Below are 22,325 nucleotides of genomic sequence, written 5' to 3'. Positions count from 1 at the left end.
TGTACCCGGAAGATTCCCGGTACACACGCTACTCTACGCCCCTCTTAAAATGACCTCTTGTAAATTCGCCCTCCAGCTCCACCGGTTCCTGATGGAGGAAGGTCTTCACGTAGGCATCCAGCACTTCCCCGGTCTGTGCCGCACTCTCCGACGTAAATGCCAGACGCAGCACCTCCGGCTGCAGGCGGTCTATCTGCTTTTTATCCTTCAAAAGCGACAGGGGGCTGGAATTGTAGATCGTATTGCAGCAGAAACGGCACTGGTTCCTTACCGGAAATACCTTCTTTTTGCGATCCCGCAGATACAGATATTCCGGACATTTACTGCATCCTTCCACTGTTTTCCGGATGCACTGGGCGGTTACCATGACCGGGATCGAACCATATACGAGAAGTTCCCGTTCCCGGCTGTCGCGCGCCTCCAACTCCCGGCTGTTGAGCTCGACCGGAAGGGTAAAACGCATCGAAAACTCCGGCGCCATCTCCCGCACAAAATCCTCCGCCCGGTGATTCATCGTATAAATACCATAATCCATCACAAGCGGGATGGAAATCTTCCACTCGCGCACCAGTTCCAGCTCTTCCCATGCCCGGATGACAAGACCGTCAAATCCCGCCGATTCCAGCCTGGAACGATGTGTTTCAAAATATTCCTTTGCCCGATCGCGGAAAATATGCGGCATTACCAAAAGACACTGCTTGTCTGCCTCATGGCAGCGCGATACCCATTCGTTCCACTGTTCGACGCCAAATTCAGCACTATCCAGATAGATGGCGCCGACTTCCGGTACGGATAACGCCACTTTTAACTGTGCCGGGTGTTCGACCGAAACGTGGATGTGGTACAGAGCTGTTTTATTCCCTTTTTTATTCTCAAACAGCGTTTTCTGGCTCTGTACAGGTAAATCTGCTGTGAGTTCAACGTCCTGAGCCGGGCTGGTTTTTTCTGATTCCGAACCTGTCTGGTTATTTTCTTCCAGATTCTTTTCTTCCGGATTTTGCCATCCTTTTCCTGTCCCGCACGCCCTATTTTCCGGTATCTCCCGGCGGTATGGACGCAGTATCTCCTCGGTCAGCTGCTCAAACGCAGAGCGGCGGAGTTCATTTAACTCCTGCACCGGCACAAAGGGGCTGCCGCCTGTCTCCACATCCAGATTTTCAAAATAATACGGCGTATTTCCCGTTTTTCCGAGCTGTTTCTCAATCCGTTCCTTGCTCATCGGCTGTTTCACTGCCGTCTGGACAACTGCTCCGATTCCGCCTGCCATCCGGCTTTCTCCCGTCAGCGGATCTTCGTATTGAAGCGTCAGCTGCAGCGGTTCGCCTTCACAGACACGCGCAAACCCCTGAACCGGTTCTTTCACCTCTGCTTCCACATACGTTTTGTCCAGATACTGGTAAAGTTCCCGGTTTTCCTGGCGGAATGCCGGTTTCTCATGGCAGACCACCATATCGCGTCCATTGTGCTCGGTATAATAGCCTAACGTCTGACCGCCGCGGTCAAACAGATCCAGCAGCTCCTTCCGGTCTTTCGGGTCAACCCGGTAACCTTTTCTGCCATTCTTTAAATATAAATCTACATATTTCCGGTACAGGCGCACCACGCCTGCCGTATAGCGCGGACTCTTCATGCGTCCCTCGATTTTCAAGGAATAAACGCCTGCTTCCAGAATATCCGGCAAAATATCCAGCGTACAAAGATCCTTGAGACTGAGCACATACTTGGAATCGCCCGGATTTAACACGCCATTTTCTTTCTTTTGTTTTTTGTTTTCATTCGGGTTGTTCTCATCCAGCCGCCGAAGGACATCAAACGGAAGCCGGCAGGTCTGAGCGCATCGTCCCCGGTTGCCGCTTCTGCCGCCGATCAGGCTGCTGAACAGGCATTGTCCCGAATAACAGTAACAGAGAGCCCCGTGAACAAAGCTCTCTATCTCCACGCCCGTCTCCTGATAAATGCGGCGTATCTCTTCCAATGAAAGTTCACGCGCTGTGACGATGCGGACCGCGCCCATTCTAGTCATAAGCGCCGCGCCCTCCGGTCCGGTAATCGTCATCTGTGTGCTCGCATGAACCGGCAAATCCGGAAAATGCTCCCGGATATAAGAAAATACGCCCATGTCCTGCACGATCACGGCATCCAGTCCCGCCTGGTAATACGGAAGCAGATAGTCGTATAAGTCATCCATCTCGTCTTCCTTTACCAGCGTATTGACCGTCATATAAAGCTGGCGCCCATGCAGATGCACGTAGTTGATCGCTTCCAGCATCCCCGTTTCATCCGGATTTTCCGCATATGCCCTGGCTCCGAAACGGCTGCCGCCCATATAGACTGCGTCCGCCCCCGCAGCAACCGCCGCTTTCATGCTATCGAAGGAACCCGCCGGTGCCAGAATTTCCACCTTTTTTTTCATATCATTTCACCCATTATAACCGCAGAATTGCATCTTTCAGTTCCACCGTTCCCTGTCTCTTGGGAAATGGCTTCCGCTTCATATATGCCTCCACCTGTGCCTGACGGACAGCTGCCAGTTCCTCACGTGCTGCCCCTGCCTCCTGGAGGCTCTCTTCCAGATCTTTCTTTATCGTCTGTTTTTCCTGCTCCAGCTGGCTCAGCTGCTCTTTTACACTTTGTTTTTCCTGTTCCGTCTGCATCAGACGTGCTTCCAGCTGCGATTTTTCCGTCTGCACAGCTGTCGCCGCCTGTCTTGCTTCTTCAAGCTGTTGTTTGAAAATCTCCAGCTTGTCCTGCAAAGAAGCGATTTCACTCTGGGATGACTCGACCGCCAGACGCTGATCTTCTGCCTCCTGTTTCCAAACCTCTGCTTCTCCACGGAAATCGTTTGCTTCCTTCTTTGCATCCGCAATCTGTTCCAATGCCTCTTTCTTTGCAGCTTCTGCCTGCTCCCGGGCTGTCTGCTCCGCCCTGGCAGCGCGATCCTGGGCTGCTTTTTCCGCGGATTCCACGCGATCCTGTACCTCTCTCTTCGCACGTTCAATCTGCTCCTGCGCTTCTTTTCTTGCAGACTCAACCTGTTCCTGTGCTGTTTTCTTCACAGCCTCGATCTGCTCCTGCGCTTCTTTTTTCACACGCTCAATCTGCGCCTGTACCTCATTTTTAGCAGCTTCCGCCTGCTCAGCTGCCTCTTTTGCCGCCTTCTTTGCTGTCTCCAGTTCTTCCTCGCTGACGGTGCGCTCATTGCGGAGACTCTCGAGTTTCATCTGGGTGCTGACCATCTCATGTTTCAGACGATATGTCTCTTTTTCCATGCTCTCTTTGTCGGATGCAAGTGCCTTCGCACTCTCTTTTTCTTTAAAATAATCATCCGCCAGATTCAGATAAGTCATAATACTCTGGTAGTCTTCCGGCATTTTCAAAAATCCCGGCTGCGCCTTGAGCTGGAAAATCTTCCCATTCAGATACGTGGCAATCCGCTGTACATATCCTTCCGTCTCACTGCCGCCCAGGCTATACACTTTTCCATCAATTAATACATCTATATACTGTTTTGCCATCGCATTCTCTTCTTTCTATCTATTAATAAATATGGTTCGACGTTGTCACGTCACCCACACAGAAATACCACCTTCAAATCAATCAAATATCAAATCTCAGAAATACCGTTTTTTGCTTGATTCCAGGCATACCCGAGATGCCGATACGCTGCTTCGGTCGCCATCCGCCCACGCGGAGTCCGGTTGAGCAGACCGTTCATCAGAAGATACGGTTCATACACATCTTCCAGTGTCCCAGCATCCTCGCCCAGCGCTGCCGCCAGCGTCTCCAGCCCGACCGGACCGCCGGAAAACTTGTCGATAATCATATGTAAGATCGCACGGTCGTTGTTGTCAAGTCCCAGCTTGTCCACATCAAGGATATCCAGTGCAAAATCCGCGACTTCTTTCGTAATCACGCCGTTGTACTTGACCTGTGCAAAGTCCCTCACACGTTTTAACAGGCGGTTTGCCAGACGCGGCGTTCCTCTCGAACGTCTCGCAATCTCATAGGCGCCCGTCTTATCAATCTCCACATTCAGAACTCCCGCCGTCCGCAGGACAATCGTCTGCAGCTCTTCAGGCGTATAAAAATCCATCTTCTGCACGATGCCGAAGCGATCGCGCAGCGGCGCCGTCAGAAGCCCCGCGCGTGTCGTCGCGCCTACCAGCGTAAATTTCGGCAGATCCAGACGAATCGAGCGCGCCGTCGAATCTTTTCCCAACATGATATCGATCGCATAGTCCTCCATCGCCGGATAAAGCACCTCTTCCACCTGGCGGTTTAAGCGGTGAATCTCATCCACAAAGAGGACGTCTCCCTCCTGGAGCCCGTTGAGAATCGCCGCAATCTCCCCTGGTTTCTCGATTGCCGGACCGGAAGTAACCTTCATACGGGTTCCCATCTCATTGGCGATAATGCCGCTGAGTGTCGTCTTTCCCAATCCCGGCGGTCCATAGAAAAGAACATGGTCAAGCGCCTCGCCGCGGGATTTCGCCGCATGGATAAATACCTTTAACGTCGATTTGATCCGCTCCTGACCGATATATTCGTCTAAGGTCTGCGGGCGGAGACTTCCCTCAATCCGCTTATCCTCCTCCGTCACCTCGGTTGTAATCGTCCTTCTGCTCATACTTGTTTCCTGTCTTTCCTGTTTTTCTCTCTCATTCAATTAAGCCATGACAGTTCCATTTTCTCATATCTGCCACACATTCCAAATTTTCATCTGACGCACAAGCATCACTATTTTTTATGATCCTGCAATTTCGAATGTCCGACACATAGGTTGTTTTACAAAAACGCCAGATATTTCAGCGATGCCTTCAATACCGCCTCGGAATCCATCTCTTCCGTCACATTGGCGCTCTTGACCGCCTTCACCGCCTCGGCATTCGTATATCCCAGCGCCACCAGCGCCTCCACGGCTTCCTTCGCCGCATTGCCTGAAAGCCCGTTTCCCGCAGCCGGCGAAACCGCCGCACTGCCATCTAACAGCGGTGTCAGCAGATCCTCTGCCTGTACTTTATCCTTCAAATCGAGAATGATCCGCTGTGCCGTCTTTGCCCCAACGCCCGGTGCACGGGAGATCGCCTTCGCATCCCCAGTCATAACCGCAAGACGCAGATCCTCCGGACGCAGCGCCGACAAGATGCCAAGTGCCCCCTTCGGACCAATGCCGTTGACCCCCAGAAGCTGGCGGAACATCTCCAGATCCGAACGGCTTAAAAAGCCGTACAGGCTCATATCATCCTCCCGCACCTGCAGGTGCGTATATATCTTTACCTCTTCCCCGAGCGGCGGTAAAACTTCCAGCACCGACATCGGGACAAAAATCCCGATCCCCATCATGCCGGACTCGACCACGATACGGTCCTTTGCCTTCTCCGCCAGGATGCCTTTTACATACGAAATCACGGTAAATTCCTTTCTTTTCTCACTGGTTCAAGATCTGGTTCAAACTAAAAAAAGAACGCTTCAAAATGCCTCCAAATCTTCTTTTCAGTATACCATAGCACAGTTTTCATTGCAAGGAAAGTGCGGAATTTCGAACATATATTCTGCCCGGTTGATTGAATTTCATTTTTACACATTATCGGGAACCTATAAATGAAAAAGCTTTTCAATTGTAATATCAATGATTACAGTCAAAAAGCCTTTTCAAAGGATGAGAATTATTATACTATTTGCATTGTGCAGATATGCACACTCCTGCGCTTTCATCTCGGTAATTGAATTGCCGAGGATTCCCGCTTATTGTCCTAAATCCGGCTTATAAATACATTTCTTTTGGATTACTTGGCGCAAATCTGAAAACCTTGGTAGAATCCGACTCCAATCGCTGCCATCAGTGCATCTCCATAAGCTGCCCCTATGTCTTTCTTTTGTCATTTTGCACAATAAGCCATTTTCTTTTTTGACAAGAAAAAGCAATTTTCACAGTTCTTTTTTACGAATCTTTCCGCTTTCAGTCTTTGGAAACTCCTTTAGAAAGACAAATTCGCGTGGAATCTCATAATCTGCCAGTCTTCCTGCCAAAAATTCCCGAATTGCCCTATTGGTACAACCACTTTTTTCGCTGTCACTTCCGGCAATTTCTTCCCTTTCAGCTTCTTTCTCCCACACAATCCACACTTTCAGATAATCGCGCCCATGCTCATGGACTGCCTTCACTGCCGTCTCTGCCACTCCCGGAAATGTCCGCACCGCTTCTTCGACCCGGAGGATGACACTTTTCTCCCATTTATGTTGCAGATATCATCATCCCGCCCATCAAAATAGAAGAGTCCCTCTGCATCTGTGTGACCGCAATCCCCAATCACCGCGTCATTTCCAATTCCAAGGATTCCATACCGCGTTTTTACATGAAAATGGTCGTTTTCAATCCAGACATCCACCTCTGGAAATGCACGGCCAACCAGCGTCGTATCTTCTTTCATCTCACTTCCACGGATATAGGTAATATAGTTCAGCTCGCTGGCGCCATAATACAATGTAATCTCCGCTTCGGGAAATGCCTTTTTAAACTGCACTGCCTCCGCACCGCCCATACTCTGGGAGCCGCTGACAAAAGAAATAATCCGATAATTGACCGCCTGTTCCCGCTCATAGATACGCCGCAGCGCCCGCAGCTTGACAGGAATCAGATAGACGCAGGTCGCCTGTTCTGCCTCGATCATCCGCTTCCAGAGGCGCGGATCAAAGGAATCCGCCGCAACGACGCTTCCGCCGGACGCAAGCTGCGCCATATAAAGGTTCAGGTTGCCCGTAAACGCCAGGCTTCCCTGCATAAACGTAATGCTTCCCTCTCCCATTTTGAAAATTTTATTCTGAAGCTTAAAAAAATCGTGCCAGCTTTCAAAGGAGCGGAACAATACTTTCTGACGACCGGAGGTTCCCGACGTCATCACACCCATATATGCCCCTTCCGGAGGTGTCACGTCACGCAATTCATCGGAAATTTTTACATCGGACGGTGCAATCACCGGAACCGTATTTCCGTCTCCATATGCCAGAAACTGAATAAGCTGATGCGCGATCGTCGGTTCCTGGATCCAGTGGATGTGACGTTTTCCCTGTTTTTCTTCTATCTCTTTCGGATGTTTCCTTACACGTTCTGCCGCCTCGATGAGCTCCCCGAACGTATAGCGCTCTTTCTCCGTGATCAGGGCTTCCCACTCTGGCGGGTATGCCCGGAGCGCATCCAGATATGTATTTATACGTTGTGTCTGTATTTCTTTCATGATTAATTCCTGTCTTTTACTTATTTTTATATAGAACTTTTTACCAATTTGAGCTTTTAAATTTACCACATTTACTTTTTATATCATTCAAGCACTGTCTTCATCTACTTCATTACTTTCTCCACCAGAATACTGCTTCCGATCCCTCCGGCGGCTGCCACGCAGCACATTCCCAAATGCCCATTTTTATGTTCCAGTGCTTTCATCAGATGCAGCAGAATCATTGCGCCGGAGACTCCATATGGATGCCCATAGGCAAGTGCCCCGCCCCAGATATTATAACGGTCTTCAATCCCCGGAAATGCACGTTCAAATAGAACATCAATAACGGCAAACGCTTCATTGACCTCAAAAGCATCGATCTCCTGATAAGAATGCCCCGTTTTTGCAAGTATCGCCTTAGCAGCGCTGACGGCTGATTTTGGACTCATCATCGGATCATCCCCGATCGCTGTACCAAACCGGAAACGGCATTCTGCTTTCCGTCCCTGTTCCCGCAAAAACCGTTCCGAACAAAGTACCACAAATGCCGCGCCATCGTGCATCAGGCACGCATTTGCCGCCGTGATTTTCGTGCCATTTGGAAGCAGATACGGCAGGCGGTCGATCAGACGCTGGCTCATTGTCGGACGGATTCCCTCATCCCGGCTGCTGCCGTCGATGGAAACCGTTATATCCTCCAATATTCCCTCTTTGCGCGCCTGCGCCGCCCTCTTATGGCTCCGGAGCACCCAGGTGTCCATCTCTTCCTTAGAGACATTTTCCCGGATCGCAGTCTCCTCCGCGCCCTCTAACATAACCTGCTCGCCGCGCTTTCCCGGCACAAACTGTGCAACCGTATACACCTTTCCACCGTCATACTCCGGATGGTTCGGGGACATCATGCGGTACGGCTGTACCGAAGAACTCTCCATTCCCCCGGCAATGACCAGATCCGCCATCCCGCTCTCAATCTTGGCTGCTGCCGCGCTGATCGCCTCCAGCGCCGACCCGCACTGCAGATCCAAAGTAACCGCCGGAATCCGCTCTGGAAACCCTGCCGAAAGTGCCGCCAGACGCGTGATATTGCCGCCTCCCCCGACCGCATTTCCTCCTATTATATAGTCGATCGCATCGGTTGGAAGCTCAAATCGCGAAACCACCTCCCGCAGCACCTCCGCCCCCAGCTTTTCCGCCGGGATATGACGGTACATTCCATCTTTCACCCCGATGTAACTGCGCAAACCGCCCAGAATATATACGTGATTCATACTTTTCTCCTGTTTTTCTTCTATTCCTAATTAAAATTAAAGGGATGCGGCAACGGACTCCTCATGCCTCCTGGCTGCATTTCTGCACTAAAAGGCTGATTCTGTTCACTACCACATCCCATCTTTATTTTCTATCTAATTTCCAAATAAGCCCGTCCGCTTCAGCGCCTTTCCAAGTGCTACCGCTGCCACACACTTAACGATGTCCAGCGGAATAAACGGAATTATCGACTGCACGATAACTGCACCCCACGGCTGTCCGGTCACGTGTTTCATCCAGCCTGCACCGAATGCGTAAATCACCGGAATACCAACTACAATCAGGAACGCTGTCTGGAATGCAACATTTTTCCATTTCCGGCAAAACAGGGAAATCAGGAACGCTACAACCAGAAATCCGATATAGTAACCGCCGCTCGGTCCAAGCAGTTTTCCCGGTCCTGCGCTTCCGCCGCTGAATACCGGCACGCCGCATAAGCCTAACAGCAGCCAGCTCGCCATAACTAAAATGGTATCCTGTGGTGCAATCAGCAGACCGATCAGGTTGACAATCATCGTCTGCGCTGTGATCTTTGCATCCGAAAACGGAAGCGGAATCGCAATATACGAAGACACACTGATAAGAGCCAGCATCATCGCCAAAAGTGTAAGCCGCTTCGCGCTCCATGCGCCGTGTACGTTCACTGCACTTGTCTCTGAACTCATTATATATACCTCCTCAGTGATAAAATTCTAAGCCGTGTAATGCATTTTCCTATGAATCACACACAGAGAATCTTTGCTAGAAAAGAGTATATCGGAATTTCAGAGGATTGTCAACCTTGTTTTTATAGATGGTTTACATATGCATCCATAGCTCCTCTGCACCCACTTTATCATCGGCATCCCTATTTTTCTGTAATCGAAAGAATTTCCTTTCCCTCTTGCTTCGTTCTCAGATACACCGCGTTTCTTCCCTCCTGCCCCGAATCCGACAGATATACCTCCTCATCAGGACGAAGTGGGGCAAGAAAACGTACTTCCAGAGCGGTCTGTCTCTTCATCCAGCCCTTCTTCCACAGACGAAGCAGGCAGGCATTCATAACAAGAAACCCCGGCAAAACTGCCGCTTCTCCCTGATGGATCGGATTGGTATCTGCCGCCTCCCGGAGATATTCTTCCATCTGGCTGCGGCTAAATACCAGCGTATCATCATCCTCACTGCCCAGTTCCGTAATTGCTTTCATGAGCGGCATTTTCTCTTTTTCCGGGACAAGGACGCTCTGGCGCGGTTTTACCAGCAGCACTTCCATCTCCTCATTTTCCCGTTCCTTTTCCTCCTCCGCTGCCGCTATGCGGACCCGGATTGCCGAGCGGCCTTTTTTGATGATTTCTGGAGTTAATTTGGTATGGCAAAACTCATTCTCCCCCTGTTTGGGCTGCCAGTCCAGATGAAGTGTAGTTGTGCCTATCATCCAGCCCTCGTATCCTTCCAATGTGGAGAGAGCGCGCTCAAAGCAAAGAAGCTTCTTTTTCAATCTATCATTCACGGTATTTTCGACCTCTTCGTTATAAATTGTAAATCTGACTCGCATGCACTTTTCTCTGCTCATTATACTAGATCTGTTCCAGAATCACAATATCCGAATCTCCCGCGTCTCCCCCTGATCCACCGGAATAAATCGGTCTTTTAAGCCCGGTGTCAGCCAGATCGTGCCGCTCTCGTCAACCAGGACTGCCTCATAGTCCTGATGCGCCGCCCAATGTGCCGCTGCCTTTTCCCGTCCCATGACAAACAGGGCGGTCGAAAGCCCATCGCAGCGCAGCCCGCACGGTCCGATGATTGTCACAGAAATCAGCCCGCTATGCGCCGGCGCCCCAGTGGACGGATCCATGATATGCCAGTAAATTGTTCCGTCATCATCCGTGAAATAGCGCTCATAGCCGCCGGAGGTAATGACCGCCTCATCCTGCACCTTGACTCCGCCCAGATAGCCGTCGCTCTCCGGATCCTTGATGCCGACATACCATTTCTCGCCATCCGATTTTGTTCCGATCGTCTGGATATTGCCTCCAAGACTGAACAGTGCGCTCGTCACGCCATCCTCCTTCATAGCCTTTACCACCTCATCTCCGGTAAATCCCTTTCCGACACCGCCTAGATCCACCATCATTCCTGGCTCGATCGATGCCGTATCTGCTTCTAAACCGACCAGACGATAATCGACCGATTTAAGCAGGCTTTCCCGCTCGCTCTCACTGGGGACCCGGTAATTTCCCGTTGTAAATCCCCAGCTTTGCACAACCGGGTAAATTGAAATATCGAGTGCACCATCTGTTTCCGCTCCCAGTGCCAGCGCCTCCTGCATCAGATAACGCGTATCCGCTGAAAGTTCCGCCGTTTTCTCCTGGTTCAGATGAAAAATATCGCTGTTTTCCTGCGTTGTCGAAAGCTCCCCTTCCAGCTCTTCCACCCGCCGTTTCACTTTTTCCTGCAAATTTGCACTTCCGCCGTAGGCGTCAAACTGCATCACAGTATCCATCGCAAACACTGTCCAATTCTGCCCTTCTCCCGGATTCTGGTTCGAATTTGAGGGATTTTTCTCTAAATTTTCGTTTTTTTCTACTGCTGCCACATTTTCTGCCGTCTCTTCCGTAGACGCAGATAAACGAGGACGGTCATTCTGGACCGTCCCCGTTTGATCCGGCTGCGATGAAGCACCGCAGCCACACAGCAGCAGGGTTAATAAAATCCACCACTTCTGTTTCAATTTTTACTCCTTTAAATACAACTACTCTTCTTCAGAAACAGACTCTTCTTTCTCAGAAGCATCGCCTTTACCTCCGTCGGATTCTTCCTTATCAGAAGTATCATCTTTTACGTCACCGGTCTCATCCTTCTTGGAATCATTGTCCTTAGATTCATCCGTTTCATTCTTCTTGGAATCGTCACCAGTTTCGCCGGATTCATCTTTCGAATCATCCTTGTCAGCATCGCCTTTATCTGAAGTTTCGTCTTTCTTCTCATCCGAAGTATCCTTGGACTCGTCCGAATCCTCTTTCTTGTCCTCGTCTACTTCCGGGGCCTTGTTCGCATCGTCTGTCTCGTTCTTCTTATCGCCATCCGGTACATCTGCCTTGTTTTCGTCATTCGTCTTCGGCTCTTCCGGTGTTTGCTCCGGTGTGGTTACTCCCTCGGTTGGGGTGGTGACGATCTCGCTTGGGAGGACTTCGTCGGCAAGAAGCGTTTTGGATTCCTTGATTAATTTCCATTTTTTATCAAGTTTGCACTTAATCATTCCGTTATTCTTAGTGTAGATAAGAATTTCATTATCCTCTTCTTCACTCAATCCGGACGCTGAAACCTTTAAACAATCATAATTATCATTGCTATAAGATGTATCCGTTGCATGCGGTGCAAACTCACCACTTCTAAGGAGCGAGGAAACGGATGCCTTGCTATACTCTGTTCCATTTACCGCAACCGAATCAATCTCCTTTAAGAAGGTTTTTAACTTTTCTCCCTCAACTCCATTGAAGCGAATCAGTAAATAATAATCTCCTGTCCAACTACGCTCTTTTACAACACTGGAAACCTCAATTTCTGTATCTGCTTTCTGGCTCTCAACTGTAACCGTGATCGACTGATTATCGTAACCTTTGGCTTCGATCACAACCTCATTCAATCCACTATCCAGTGTGCCAGTCTGAATTGTCAATGTTGTACCATTTACTTTAAATTCAAGTGCAGCATCTTCCTCCTCATCATTGCCAGTTACTTTTACAGACTTAATTGCTTTCAGATACTCTTCATCACCAGTCAGAACCAGCGGATCTCCCGTATCAACCGTAGTGCTGCCTGTCAGTTCCGGTGCCGGAAGCAGTTTCTCTTCGTCACCCGCTAACTTCATATCCTTTGTAACTGTAAATGTAAGCTCTTCATATCCTTCTGCCTGGATCGTTACATCGGTGCTTTCTTCGGTGCTGAAACCGTCTAAGGTGAAATCGATGCAATCAAAATTCTGTACATTGTTATCTGGATCATCTGCATCCGACATCTTCCATGTAGGCTTATACGAACTAAGGCTGTAAGAAGCTTTCGTATACTCTGTTTTTCCAACCTTCACAGACGTAATCTTAGTCAAATAATCTTTTACACTTGTTTTTGTTGAATTCTTAAAAGAAGCACGGCCAAAATCCGGATCAAATGACCAGCTGGCTTTATGTTTGCTGAACTTCACCACTTCTGGAGCTGGCATCTCTTCTTTAATCTCTTCCTTTTCCTTCTCCACCACAAATTCACATCTCAGGGTCTCTGTGTAGTAATTCGAATGAAGTGTCAGTTTATAAGTTCCCGGCTGAACCTGATGGAGAATCAGCTTCTTGCCATCCCCGGATACTTCATAGTAAACATCGTTGCTGCTGGACACGCCTTTCGTGTAGATATTTCTCTCAACCGCATCTTCCTCGTCAGAAAGCAGGGTAACAGATTTCAGGTTCTTCAGGAAATCTCCCTTGCTGCCATTAACGGTAAATTCAGCATTTGCAAAATAGTAAGTCTTATTAGAATCTTCTTTTTTCTCAGCTGCAAACGCCTCTTTATCTTCCGCATAATCAACGGTCAGCGATAAATCGTTTTCCAGCACCTTATCGTATGTAAATGCGATACTCTGGCTCTTATATCCCGTTGCATCGACAGTCAGCTTATACTCCTCACCAGCCTTGAATACATCCGCATCAATGGTAATGGTGCTCGCTTCTTTATCGATGAAATATTTGGTCTTGCTGAGTGCCTGCCAGTTTCCGTTGACAACGATACTCTGAACCGCCTCGATATACTCTGTATCCTCTGTCTGCAGGACTACCGGCTCGCCCTCTTTGTTCTGTACAACTGTAATCGCCGGTGCATCCTGACGGGAGAAGTTTCCATTGTACTGGATATCGCCGAGCAGACCATCTTCGAGAACCTCTTTTGCCGTTGCCGGATGGTTCGGATCCAATGCTCCATTTTCACGGTAATCTGCAAATGGAAGCATTCTGTTCTCTTCGTATTTCTGATTCTCGCTCTTATTTACGTAGTCTGTCCATCTGAAGAACTCATCATCTCCAGTATCAAAGACTGCATCCGGAATCGCATTGTCCCACCATTTCATGACGGCCTTAGAAGCATCATTTTCCATCTTGATCTGTTCTAGGAGATGTGCATTTACAAGCAGATCTGAATCAAAAATCAGGTTTGCAGAAATTGCAGAGCTTCCTGAGCTGCTGCCGCTGGAGCTTCCACTTCCGCTGGAACCAGTCGATGCGGTGCTGATACCGTCGAATCCGTATGCCGCCATTTTCTGACCATTGGTCTGTTCCTTCTCTTTTACCGGCTCTGCGCCCGTTTTCACCTTGAAGCTCTTGGAGAATGACCGGAAACCATTTGCATATACAGTGATCTTGTAATTGCCCTTGTATGGCAGATGGTCTGTATTATCATTGTACAGAACAAATAAATCCTGGCTGTAGAGATACCAGTCATCGAGCATCTTAAGGTCGCTTACTGTTCCGTTCGGATCTTCCAGGGTCACACGCTCGATCGGTGTCTCAATTGCGTATACCAGATCGCTGACTGCAAAATGGAGATTCTTACCGGACTGCGGTGTTTCCTTAAGCTCCAGTGTCGGTACTGTCTCATTGACGACATGAATCGGGACGAGCGCGGAACCGCCTGCCGACGATACAACCCGCACATAATAACGTCCATTATTAAAGAAATTGCTCTGTCCTGTCTGGATAGTCAGCTGTCCAACGCGTCCCTGTCCGTGCGCCACATTCTTTTCACTGTCAAATACGAGACTCGAATTGATTGTGTTCTTCTGCTCATTGTATTCAACCAGTTCCAGTTTGCGGATGCCGTCAAACCACTCTTTTTCCTCATCTGTATTATAGTTAAACAGAATGGTAACGGCTGCTTTTCCATTTTTTGGAAGAACCGCATCCGGCGAATAGCTCGGATGAGTCTGTTTCTCTTCATTCAAGTTATACGTAGTCTTTTTCGGAGAAATGCGGGCATTTCCGTTTTCATCGTAATTGGTCAGATAATAGTCCCAGTAAGCAACCGGCTCATGCGTCAGAATCTTCTCAGGCAGATAGCCGTCGTTTTCCTCATATACAGCATCTTCCTGGCTCTCATTGCTCAGAACCACCGTCTCTTCCTTTGCTGCATCTTCTTTGCTGCTGACGGTTACTTTGCCCGGTGTGCCAAGAAGCGCCAGTTTTGCCATACGTCCGTCATCTGTGATCGGAGTTAAAAGATTGGTTACATCTTTTCCATCGACCTTAACGACCGTATTGCCTGCATTGTATCCCTCATCAAATGCGATCGGAAGCCACCAGCCCAGGGAATTTACTTCGGTAAGCTTTGTCTTCGTCTCATCTACCAGCGAAACCATCTGCGGCTTGTCTGGATTTTCAGTGTTTCCGTTATCTCCGGCATTTCCGCCATTCTGATTTCCGTCATTCCCGGAATTACCGTTATTTCCAGAATTACTGTTATTTCCAGAATTACTGTTGCTTCCAGAGCCCCCCGAATGGCTGCCGCCGGAACTGCCAGAATTCCCTGAACCGCCTCCTGATATGCTGCTTCCGTTGCCGTCTGCTGCCGGGCTGCTCGCGTAACCTCTATCCGCACGGGTCTGGACCTCTCCATTTTCATTGACCCACTGTCCATCCGCATTGACGCTGTAGCCGTCCGGCGTCCGACCTTCGGTGTGCATCTGACCATAGTTTTCTGCACTCAAGTTATCAAAATAATAGCATTTTCCATCAATCCACTGCCATCCGGTCACAGTCATACCTTCCGTTCCATCGGATGCAGTGCTGAAGAAATACCATTTTCCTGCATTGTCCTTCCACCAGCCGCGGCGCATCTGTCCTTCCACGCCATCGGCTGTTGTGTTCATATAGTACCGGCGTCCATCGACGGTGATCCATCCAGTCATCATCCGTCCGGTCTGCGGATCCAGATAATACCAGCCGCTCTCGGTCTTGACCCATCCAGTCTTAAGCGTTCCGTCCGTTCCCTGATATTTCCAGTCCTGTCCTTCCTGAATCCAGGCACCGGTCTGTACTCCGGACTCCGATGCCGGTCCGGTTGAAGCATAAGCAGTACCTGCCTGCGCCGCCGCTAACACGGTCACCGCCGCCAGAATTGCCTGCCGGGATCTTCCCTTACCTTTCATACATATTCCTCCATATAATCTTTTGTAATATCTTACTCTCCGCACCAGATTAGGCATCCCTAACTCAGGTGACCGAGGAGGTTAGTATAAACTAATCTAATAAAATCTGTCAATTATTTAAATCTATTTAAAAATGAGAATTTTTATCTATTTTTTAATTGAATTTTATTCTCAATAAAGCATTGGTTTTTTAGTTGCTAAAACTAACATGCAAATTTCTTTTTCCATTCAGCACATGTTAAGTCTCATTTTGCAGCGATTTTTTCCGCCTTTTTCCCTGATATTGCCTCGCTTGCCATGAATTTTTAAAAAAACATATTTTGAGATTTTTTTTCTGTTTGCTTCATTTCGTATATTTTTATCCTTTTCGCACATACTCCATCTGTAAACATTTTGTTCCATTCCAGTCCCTTCGCGGTCACTGATATTGGCTTCTCTGATAGGAGATTTACACGATGCAGATTTCTTCATCCATTGAAAATAACCGGACTTTTTTCAAAAAAAGCTCCGACCGGACATCAGTTTTGATGTCGTAGATCGGAACCTGATGATCGGCGGGCGCGATGCCTGCCTCTACTGTATTGATGGTTTTACCAAGGACGATACGCTTTTAAAAGTGCTGCAGGCGATGAGCAGCATTGAAACCGCCAGATGCCTGACAATGCAAACGATTTTGCCGCCCTCTACCTCGCCTACGGCGAAATCGGGCTGGAAACAGATTCGGACGCGCTGATTATCCAGCTTCTCTCCGGTGTTCCTTTTCTTCTGATCGACGGATATGCACAGGCACTCACGATAGACTGCCGCACCTATCCCGCCCGCGGAGTCAGCGAGCCTGAAAAGGATAAGGTATTGCGCGGCTCGCGCGATGGTTTTGTCGAAACGCTTGTGTTCAACACGGCTCTGATCCGGCGGCGCATCCGCGATCCGAAGCTGCGGATGGAAATCATGAATATTGGGGAAAGTTCGCACACCGATATCGCCATCTGCTACATGGAAAACCGGGTGGACACCGAACTTTTAAACCGCATCCGCACCCGGATTCAAAAAGTGCATGTCGATGCCCTCTCGATGAATCAGGAAAGCCTTGCCGAATGTATTTATCCGCACAAATGGTTCAATCCGTTCCCAAAATTTCGTTTTTCAGAGCGTCCGGATACCTCCGCTGCCTCGATTCTGGAAGGAAATATCATCATTCTGGTGGACAATTCGCCATCCGCAATGATTCTGCCATCCTCTGTTTTCGATATCATCGAGGAAGCCGACGACTACTATTTTCCACCGCTGACCGGCACCTATCTGCGCCTGTCGCGGACGGTCATCTTTTTCCTGACCTTATTTCTGACACCGCTGTGGCTGCTTTTTATGCAGAATCCCGGCTGGATCCCGGAATGGCTCGCTTTTATCCGTGTCACCGACGAGATCCATGTGGCGCTGATCTATCAGCTCCTGATCCTGGAATTTGCCATCGATGGTCTGCGGCTCGCGGCAGTCAACACCCCCAGCATGCTGACGACACCGCTCAGTGTCATCGCCGGTATCGTGCTTGGGGAATACTCGGTCAAATCCGGCTGGTTCAACAGCGAGACGATGCTCTATATGGCGTTCGTCACGATCGCCAACTACTCGATGACGAGCTTCGAACTCGGCTACGCGCTCAAATTCATGCGCGTCCTGCTCCTGATTCTGACCTTTTTCCTCAATCTCTGGGGCTTCATCGCCGGAACACTCATTGCCGTCGGCTGCCTTGTCTTTAACCGGACAATCGCCGGAAAAAGTTATATTTACCCGCTAATTCCATTTCACTGGAGTGAATTAAAAAAGCGGCTGCTCCGGAACCGGCTGCCGCATGAGGAGAAAAACGGGTAAGAATGTCGCATAAAATGTCCGCATACCCACAACTGCCCGGATGGTTCCGGATACTGGCTGTGGTTTATGCGGACATTTTAACTTCTATATCTATCTTCTATTTTTCTTTCTTATACACTACCTCTTTCAGCACCTCCAGCGCCTCCTCATACCGCTCTGCCCCCATCGAGGCACAGGACAACAGGAGCTTCGGATATCCCTCTTGAAAATGATGCTCCTGTTTTTCCAAAAGACTCCCGACCGACTCCACCGGACGGACGGCGACGCCTGCCTGTGCCGCACGCCAGGCAATTTCCGCCGATGTAAGCGGGCTGTCAAGCTCCATGAGAACCAGAAAACCGGCATCGCCCAGATGCGTTCGCGCTTTTTCTCCAAAAATGCGCCGCACCGCATCACACAGACACTTTGCCTTTGCCGCGTACAATTTCTTGGACTTTCGGATCTGGCTTTCCAGATGTCCGTCCCGGATAAACTGGCAGAGGGCAATCTGCTCTGCCTTGGACGCCGTCTGGTTATAAAAACGCCCCCGCTCCTGATACCGTTTCAGCAGATCCGGCGGCAGGACCATGTAGCTCATGCGGATCGATGGCAGAAGCAGCCTTGAAAATGTCCCCAGATACACGACGCCCCGCCCGCCGGAAAGCCCCTGCAAGGACGGTGTCGGGCGGTTATAATAGCGGAACTCACTGTTGTAATCGTCCTCAATAATCAGCATATCCTCGCGCGCCGCATCCTTTAAAAGCTTCATCCGGTCGCCCACCGGCATGACCTCGCCCCAGACTGTCATCTGCGATGGGGTCAGATAGCAGACACTTTTCCCTGTATGTCTCATCGCCTCTGACATCTGTTCGGATAACCCTGTTTCATCTCTCTTGCACATACATCTGGCTTTTCTATTCCGCACAAATCCTTTTTTGAGGACTCAATCCTCCTATCATTATTTTCCCAATACTCTCTTATATCCCCGGTCCGAAACCCATAATCCTCAAAAATCTGGCGTCCCTGCCGGAACGACGGATTAAAAAACCATGCGCTGTCCCGCTCCCGCAGCATCGGGCACAAAATATGCAAGAGACTCTGCACACCCGCCCCTACTACGATACTGTCCGGCGTACAGATCACATTGCGGTGGCGCCCCAGATACGCGCAGAGTGCCTCCCGGAATTCCCGCTCTCCCTGCGGTTCGCCATAAGAAAGCAGCCGCTCATCCTGGCGCAGGGCGCTCTTGACATAGCGCCGCCATAAATCAAACTGGAAGCTCTCCCGATCCACATTTGAAGACGCAAAATCATACCGGATTTCCGGGCGTTCCTCCTGACGCGGCACACCGTGCTCTATTTCCTCCCGGTTTGCAGCCGCCAGCACCGCATCCGTTACATAAAACCCGCTCTGCGGACGCGAAATGATATAGCCATCCGCCGCCAGCAGCATATACGCCGTCTCCACCGTCGTCCGCGAAAGCTGCAGCTGCAGGGAACATTTGCGGATCGACGGCAGCTTCGCTCCCGGCTTCATCTGCCCGGACACGATCAATTCTTTGTAATATTCATATACTCTCAGATACCGGCTCTGTCCCGGTTCGCTTAAATTCAGTTCCATCGTATTTCCTCTATCTATTTATGTAAACGGCGATGCACCGCATCGATCACCCGCATCATCCCATATCCCAGACAACCGCCCCTCTTTCCGTCTTCACAATATTTTTCATCTCCACCACTTGTACCCCTTATACCCAACTGCCTTCCTCAATTATACCGTTTTCTCCTGCTTATAGGCAATCCCCAAAATTGAGTACTGTTACTGTTTACGCATACGTGCCCAGTAACGGAAATTCCGAGGAAGAAATCAAAGAGCCGCTTCTTCCTAAGAAAGATGAGATCCCCGCATATCCTCTCCACACGGCTGTTCTATTAAATCCTCTATACAGATTTTTATTTTTCATTTGCGTTGATTTTTCACAAAAATGCGGATATAATATATTATAACAAGGATTTATGAGGTTGTTTTATGCTGATTCAATTTAGTGTAGAGAACTTTCTCTCTATCAAAGATAATGTCGTGTTATCCCTGCTTGCCAGTAAGGATAACGAACATCCAGAGCACCTGATTGTGGACGGAAACAAAAAGCATTTGAAGTCTGCTGTGATTTACGGCGCCAATGCTTCTGGAAAGTCCAATGTCTTGAATGCGTTTTGGTTCATGGTAAATTATGTGCTGACTTCGCATAACCAGCAGCTCCACAAAACCATTGATCGTTCGCCTTTCAAGTTTGACCGGGAAACACCCTCTCGCCCCAGCAGCTTTGAGGTCATCTTCACCACAAATGGCATCCGCTATGCGTATGGATTTTCTGTAACAGACAAAGCTGTTATCGAAGAATATCTGTATTACTATCCAATGGCAGGCAGGCACTCATTTTTGAGCGAAAAGACACAAAAGATTTTCGCTTTACCGTTGATGTCGATGAACAAAACACTCTCAAGGATCGCACTTCGGCCAACAAGCTCTATCTGTCTGTCGCATCAAACTGGAGCTATTCCAAAGTGATTCCAGTTCTGGAATGGTTTGCTTCCTGCCAGATCATCACGAAACATTCTGTTGCAGACGCCTACGGCCTTGAAGCAGAACAACTCAAAGAGGGTGACTACCGGCATGTGATCGCCTCTATGCTGCGTGTTGCAGATTTTGGCATACAATCCCTTCAGATGCGTGATGCAGAATCCGCTCCTTCTCAGCGTAATGATATCTTTACCAATATTGAGGCCATTCACACGGTACAGGATACAGAGGGAAATACTTCTTCCTACCCGCTGAACATGGCAGAGGAATCTGATGGCACCAACAGTTATTTCAAACTGATCGGTGTTGTAAAAAAGGTGCTGGATGAAGGAACCCTTCTTGTCGCTGACGAGATGGACGCTCATCTGCATCCTCTTCTGACAAAGCATCTGGTCTCGCTTTTTAACAGTGTGGAGTTCAATCCAAATGGAGCCCAGTTGATTTTCACATCACACAACACCAATCTTCTTGACCTGGATGTACTGAGGAGAGATCAGATTTGGTTTACCGAAAAAGACGAGCAAACAGCAGCTACCGATCTGTTCTCCCTTTACGATTTTTCCATCCGCAAGGATGCTAAGGTGGAGAAGGGCTATCTGATTGGCCGTTATGGTGCGATCCCCTTTATCAAGGGAGGGCTGTAAAATGGCACGTGGAAAAATTGAAAAGCGTGGACAGCGACGCAGAAAAATAAAGCCTGTCATTCTGATTGTAACGGAGGGTTCTCAAACTGAGCCTAAGTATTTTTAACACTACCGCAACCGTCAGACAAACATTGATATTCGTGTGGTAGGAAGCCGCACCAGCGGAGGTGAAACAGATTATCTCAGCCTGATCCGGAAAGCCGTGGAATACCATCTTCAAAATGACAGCAGCAAACCGTTTGGAATTGCTGTCAATCCATTTACCGACATCCATCAGCTGGTGGAATCACTGCTATAATGTTTCAAAGAAACATGGGTGGCACAAAATTGTCTCTACATTGGCACAGTCCTGCCCTTTCGCCGTAAATCCATATCTGTTATACTTGGTACAGTCAAAACTTTGCATAGCAGCCGCTCCGGTTTGGAGCGGCTGTTGTCAATTTCAGTAAAGGTGGTGGGTTCTATTCTATTTCAAAAAGCCCGGAAAGTGCTGAACAACGAGCGGGGCGAGATCAACTATTTCAGTACGATACTGCTGCGTTTATAAAGCTGGAGCAAATAATCTTTTCTGCGACGCTTGACCGCCGACACCAAATATGCCGTAAATCTAAACCATCCCACAGTGAACCTCACATGGCTAAAGTCACGTGCTTCTCAGCCGTTTTAAACGGCAAGACTAAATATCGGCGGATACGCCAGTAACTTAGAATTTGTGCGGATACGCACTTTTCCCATGCCGGATACGGCTGGTTTCCACATTACAGGTAGTCCGCTGTATATCTGCCTGCGTTTATGCCGCTTTTAAGTTGTTTACTTCCACATAAAGCTTTCTTAAATCTGCATAAACACAGGAGGTTCTACGCTTCACTGCAGGTACTTTTGCCTCCAGTGAAGACCTTTCCGTTTCCGGCAAGGGTTTTAAAAGTTCCCGTATAAAATATCTCGCTCCGATATTATAGGATGCTGACAGGTCGCAGTTATACTGTTTTCCGGTCCGGAAGGTACATAGGCTATGGTTCTCCTGGTTTCTTACTACCACTCCGCTTCCGTCACAGGCCAGCCTGCTGGTGTTCCGGGCACTGACCCTGAACACACGAATTCTGTTCCGATGTGCCTGATGTTCACACAGTTTCTGAATATCCCGCTTTCTCCATAAATGAAGCTTTTGCTTCTTTTTTCCGGATATTTTTCCCTGCATTTCCAGATACTCAAACACAATTACATCTACCTGATACTCTGCGGCATATTTCGTGATCTCCGCAGCTATTTTGCGGGACAGCTCCATATTCAGCCTTTTTGCATAATTCCATCGGCGTTGGACCGGTCTGGAGGAATGTTCTCTCTGAAAACGGCGGATTCTGCCAAGCACATGATACAAATGGTCTTTATCACTGGAGAAATTTATAAATTTACGTCCCAGGATAGTGCCATCTGCACGCATGATGCTGCAGACTGCATCCGTATTGATTCCTAAATCAACGCTGCATATCACCTGCTCTTTTACATCTGTTTTTGATAAGCTTACTTCCTCTGTGTATGAAAACCGAAGGAAATATTTATGAT

16 protein-coding genes and 2 pseudogenes are annotated in these 22,325 nt (G+C 48.8%); 4 read left to right on the top strand and 14 right to left on the bottom strand.

Annotation, left to right across the window (positions count from 1 at the left end; all coding sequences use genetic code 11):
* Nucleotides 1–28: 28 nt before the first annotated feature.
* From DWX91_RS12915 to DWX91_RS12865, 11 genes are all read right to left on the bottom strand, one after another.
* Nucleotides 29–2,413, bottom strand: coding sequence for a U32 family peptidase (locus DWX91_RS12915; RefSeq protein WP_118539123.1), 2,385 nt, complete (start codon nucleotides 2,411–2,413; stop codon nucleotides 29–31).
* A 13-nt stretch (nucleotides 2,414–2,426) separates the two neighbouring features.
* On the bottom strand, nucleotides 2,427–3,515 hold the full coding sequence (gene zapA, locus DWX91_RS16680; RefSeq protein ID WP_182435084.1) for a cell division protein ZapA: 1,089 nt from the start codon (nucleotides 3,513–3,515) through the stop codon (nucleotides 2,427–2,429).
* Nucleotides 3,516–3,604: 89 nt separating this feature from the next.
* On the bottom strand, nucleotides 3,605–4,627 hold the full coding sequence (gene ruvB, locus DWX91_RS12905; protein ID WP_107001650.1) for a Holliday junction branch migration DNA helicase RuvB: 1,023 nt from the start codon (nucleotides 4,625–4,627) through the stop codon (nucleotides 3,605–3,607).
* Between the two features lie 158 nt (nucleotides 4,628–4,785).
* Complete coding sequence (ruvA, locus tag DWX91_RS12900; RefSeq protein WP_118524488.1) at nucleotides 4,786–5,409, bottom strand: Holliday junction branch migration protein RuvA; 624 nt, start codon at nucleotides 5,407–5,409, stop codon at nucleotides 4,786–4,788.
* A gap of 519 nt (nucleotides 5,410–5,928) precedes the next feature.
* The gene (locus DWX91_RS12895) at nucleotides 5,929–6,180 is read right to left on the bottom strand and encodes an AMP-binding enzyme (RefSeq protein WP_182435083.1); all 252 of its coding nucleotides are present in this window, start codon (nucleotides 6,178–6,180) and stop codon (nucleotides 5,929–5,931) included.
* Complete coding sequence (locus DWX91_RS12890; RefSeq protein ID WP_118539119.1) at nucleotides 6,162–7,235, bottom strand: AMP-binding protein; 1,074 nt, start codon at nucleotides 7,233–7,235, stop codon at nucleotides 6,162–6,164. The genes DWX91_RS12895 and DWX91_RS12890 overlap by 19 nt, the downstream gene beginning before the upstream one ends.
* A 104-nt stretch (nucleotides 7,236–7,339) precedes the next feature.
* Nucleotides 7,340–8,485, bottom strand: coding sequence for an acetyl-CoA C-acyltransferase (locus DWX91_RS12885; RefSeq protein WP_107001661.1), 1,146 nt, complete (start codon nucleotides 8,483–8,485; stop codon nucleotides 7,340–7,342).
* Nucleotides 8,486–8,620: 135 nt separating this feature from the next.
* Nucleotides 8,621–9,190, bottom strand: coding sequence for a biotin transporter BioY (locus DWX91_RS12880; protein ID WP_022360190.1), 570 nt, complete (start codon nucleotides 9,188–9,190; stop codon nucleotides 8,621–8,623).
* Nucleotides 9,191–9,372: 182 nt separating this feature from the next.
* Entirely contained in the window at nucleotides 9,373–10,059 is a 687-nt protein-coding gene (locus tag DWX91_RS12875) for a hypothetical protein (RefSeq protein WP_118539117.1), read from the bottom strand.
* A 39-nt stretch (nucleotides 10,060–10,098) separates the two neighbouring features.
* Nucleotides 10,099–11,235 carry an FAD:protein FMN transferase gene (locus DWX91_RS12870; RefSeq protein WP_243099057.1) on the bottom strand — a complete coding sequence of 379 codons (1,137 nt, stop codon included), beginning with the start codon at nucleotides 11,233–11,235 and terminating at the stop codon, nucleotides 10,099–10,101.
* Nucleotides 11,236–11,256: 21 nt separating this feature from the next.
* Nucleotides 11,257–15,690, bottom strand: a complete 4,434-nt coding sequence (locus DWX91_RS12865; protein ID WP_147354405.1) for a hemoblobin-interacting domain-containing protein — start codon at nucleotides 15,688–15,690, stop codon at nucleotides 11,257–11,259.
* A gap of 455 nt (nucleotides 15,691–16,145) precedes the next feature.
* On the opposite strand from DWX91_RS12865, the pseudogene DWX91_RS12860 reads away from it, so the two are divergent.
* Nucleotides 16,146–17,559 (top strand): annotated as a pseudogene (locus tag DWX91_RS12860) (spore germination protein).
* Nucleotides 17,560–17,656: 97 nt separating this feature from the next.
* Here the strand turns inward: DWX91_RS12860 and DWX91_RS12855 are convergent.
* Both DWX91_RS12855 and DWX91_RS12850 read right to left on the bottom strand, forming a co-directional pair.
* Nucleotides 17,657–18,391 (bottom strand): PLP-dependent aminotransferase family protein, encoded by a 735-nt coding sequence (locus DWX91_RS12855; protein WP_147354404.1) that lies wholly within the window; start codon nucleotides 18,389–18,391, stop codon nucleotides 17,657–17,659.
* Nucleotides 18,388–19,158, bottom strand: coding sequence for an aminotransferase class I/II-fold pyridoxal phosphate-dependent enzyme (locus DWX91_RS12850; protein ID WP_118492022.1), 771 nt, complete (start codon nucleotides 19,156–19,158; stop codon nucleotides 18,388–18,390). The genes DWX91_RS12855 and DWX91_RS12850 overlap by 4 nt, the downstream gene beginning before the upstream one ends.
* Before the next feature lie 408 nt (nucleotides 19,159–19,566).
* Between DWX91_RS12850 and DWX91_RS18205 the strand changes: the two are divergent.
* The 3 genes and pseudogenes from DWX91_RS18205 to DWX91_RS17555 form a co-directional block, all read left to right on the top strand.
* Nucleotides 19,567–19,923 (top strand): annotated as a pseudogene (locus tag DWX91_RS18205) (AAA family ATPase); the annotation flags it as partial.
* Complete coding sequence (locus tag DWX91_RS12845) at nucleotides 19,905–20,762, top strand: ATP-binding protein (RefSeq protein ID WP_412693909.1); 858 nt, start codon at nucleotides 19,905–19,907, stop codon at nucleotides 20,760–20,762. The pseudogene DWX91_RS18205 and the gene DWX91_RS12845, both read left to right, overlap by 19 nt.
* A gap of 1 nt (nucleotide 20,763) precedes the next feature.
* The gene (locus tag DWX91_RS17555; RefSeq protein ID WP_243017801.1) at nucleotides 20,764–20,868 is read left to right on the top strand and encodes an RloB family protein; all 105 of its coding nucleotides are present in this window, start codon (nucleotides 20,764–20,766) and stop codon (nucleotides 20,866–20,868) included.
* Nucleotides 20,869–21,552: 684 nt separating this feature from the next.
* On the opposite strand, the gene DWX91_RS17550 is transcribed toward DWX91_RS17555, so the two are convergent.
* The coding region (locus DWX91_RS17550; protein ID WP_243099056.1) for an IS200/IS605 family accessory protein TnpB-related protein at nucleotides 21,553–22,325 on the bottom strand (773 nt) is incomplete at its 5' end.

It is taken from the genome of Clostridium sp. AF22-10 (genome assembly GCF_003478725.1).
Classification (GTDB): Bacteria; Bacillota; Clostridia; order Lachnospirales; family Lachnospiraceae; genus Otoolea; species Otoolea fessa.
The sequence above is the reverse complement of the archived record's forward strand: the minus strand, read 5'-3'. Positions and strand labels throughout refer to the sequence as shown.

Excerpts from the sequence above, each read along its gene's own strand:
- DWX91_RS12915 (WP_118539123.1), bottom strand. The coding sequence starts at position 2,413 with ATGAAAAAAAAGGTGGAAATTCTGGCACCGGCGGGTTCCTTCGATAGC.
- zapA (WP_182435084.1), bottom strand. The coding sequence starts at position 3,515 with ATGGCAAAACAGTATATAGATGTATTAATTGATGGAAAAGTGTATAGC.
- ruvB (WP_107001650.1), bottom strand. The coding sequence starts at position 4,627 with ATGAGCAGAAGGACGATTACAACCGAGGTGACGGAGGAGGATAAGCGG.
- DWX91_RS12890 (WP_118539119.1), bottom strand. The coding sequence starts at position 7,235 with ATGAAAGAAATACAGACACAACGTATAAATACATATCTGGATGCGCTC.
- DWX91_RS12885 (WP_107001661.1), bottom strand. The coding sequence starts at position 8,485 with ATGAATCACGTATATATTCTGGGCGGTTTGCGCAGTTACATCGGGGTG.
- DWX91_RS12880 (WP_022360190.1), bottom strand. The coding sequence starts at position 9,190 with ATGAGTTCAGAGACAAGTGCAGTGAACGTACACGGCGCATGGAGCGCG.
- DWX91_RS12875 (WP_118539117.1), bottom strand. The coding sequence starts at position 10,059 with ATGCGAGTCAGATTTACAATTTATAACGAAGAGGTCGAAAATACCGTG.
- DWX91_RS12865 (WP_147354405.1), bottom strand. The coding sequence starts at position 15,690 with ATGAAAGGTAAGGGAAGATCCCGGCAGGCAATTCTGGCGGCGGTGACC.
- DWX91_RS12855 (WP_147354404.1), bottom strand. The coding sequence starts at position 18,391 with ATGAGACATACAGGGAAAAGTGTCTGCTATCTGACCCCATCGCAGATG.
- DWX91_RS12850 (WP_118492022.1), bottom strand. The coding sequence starts at position 19,158 with ATGGAACTGAATTTAAGCGAACCGGGACAGAGCCGGTATCTGAGAGTA.
- DWX91_RS17555 (WP_243017801.1), top strand. The coding sequence starts at position 20,764 with ATGGCACGTGGAAAAATTGAAAAGCGTGGACAGCGACGCAGAAAAATA.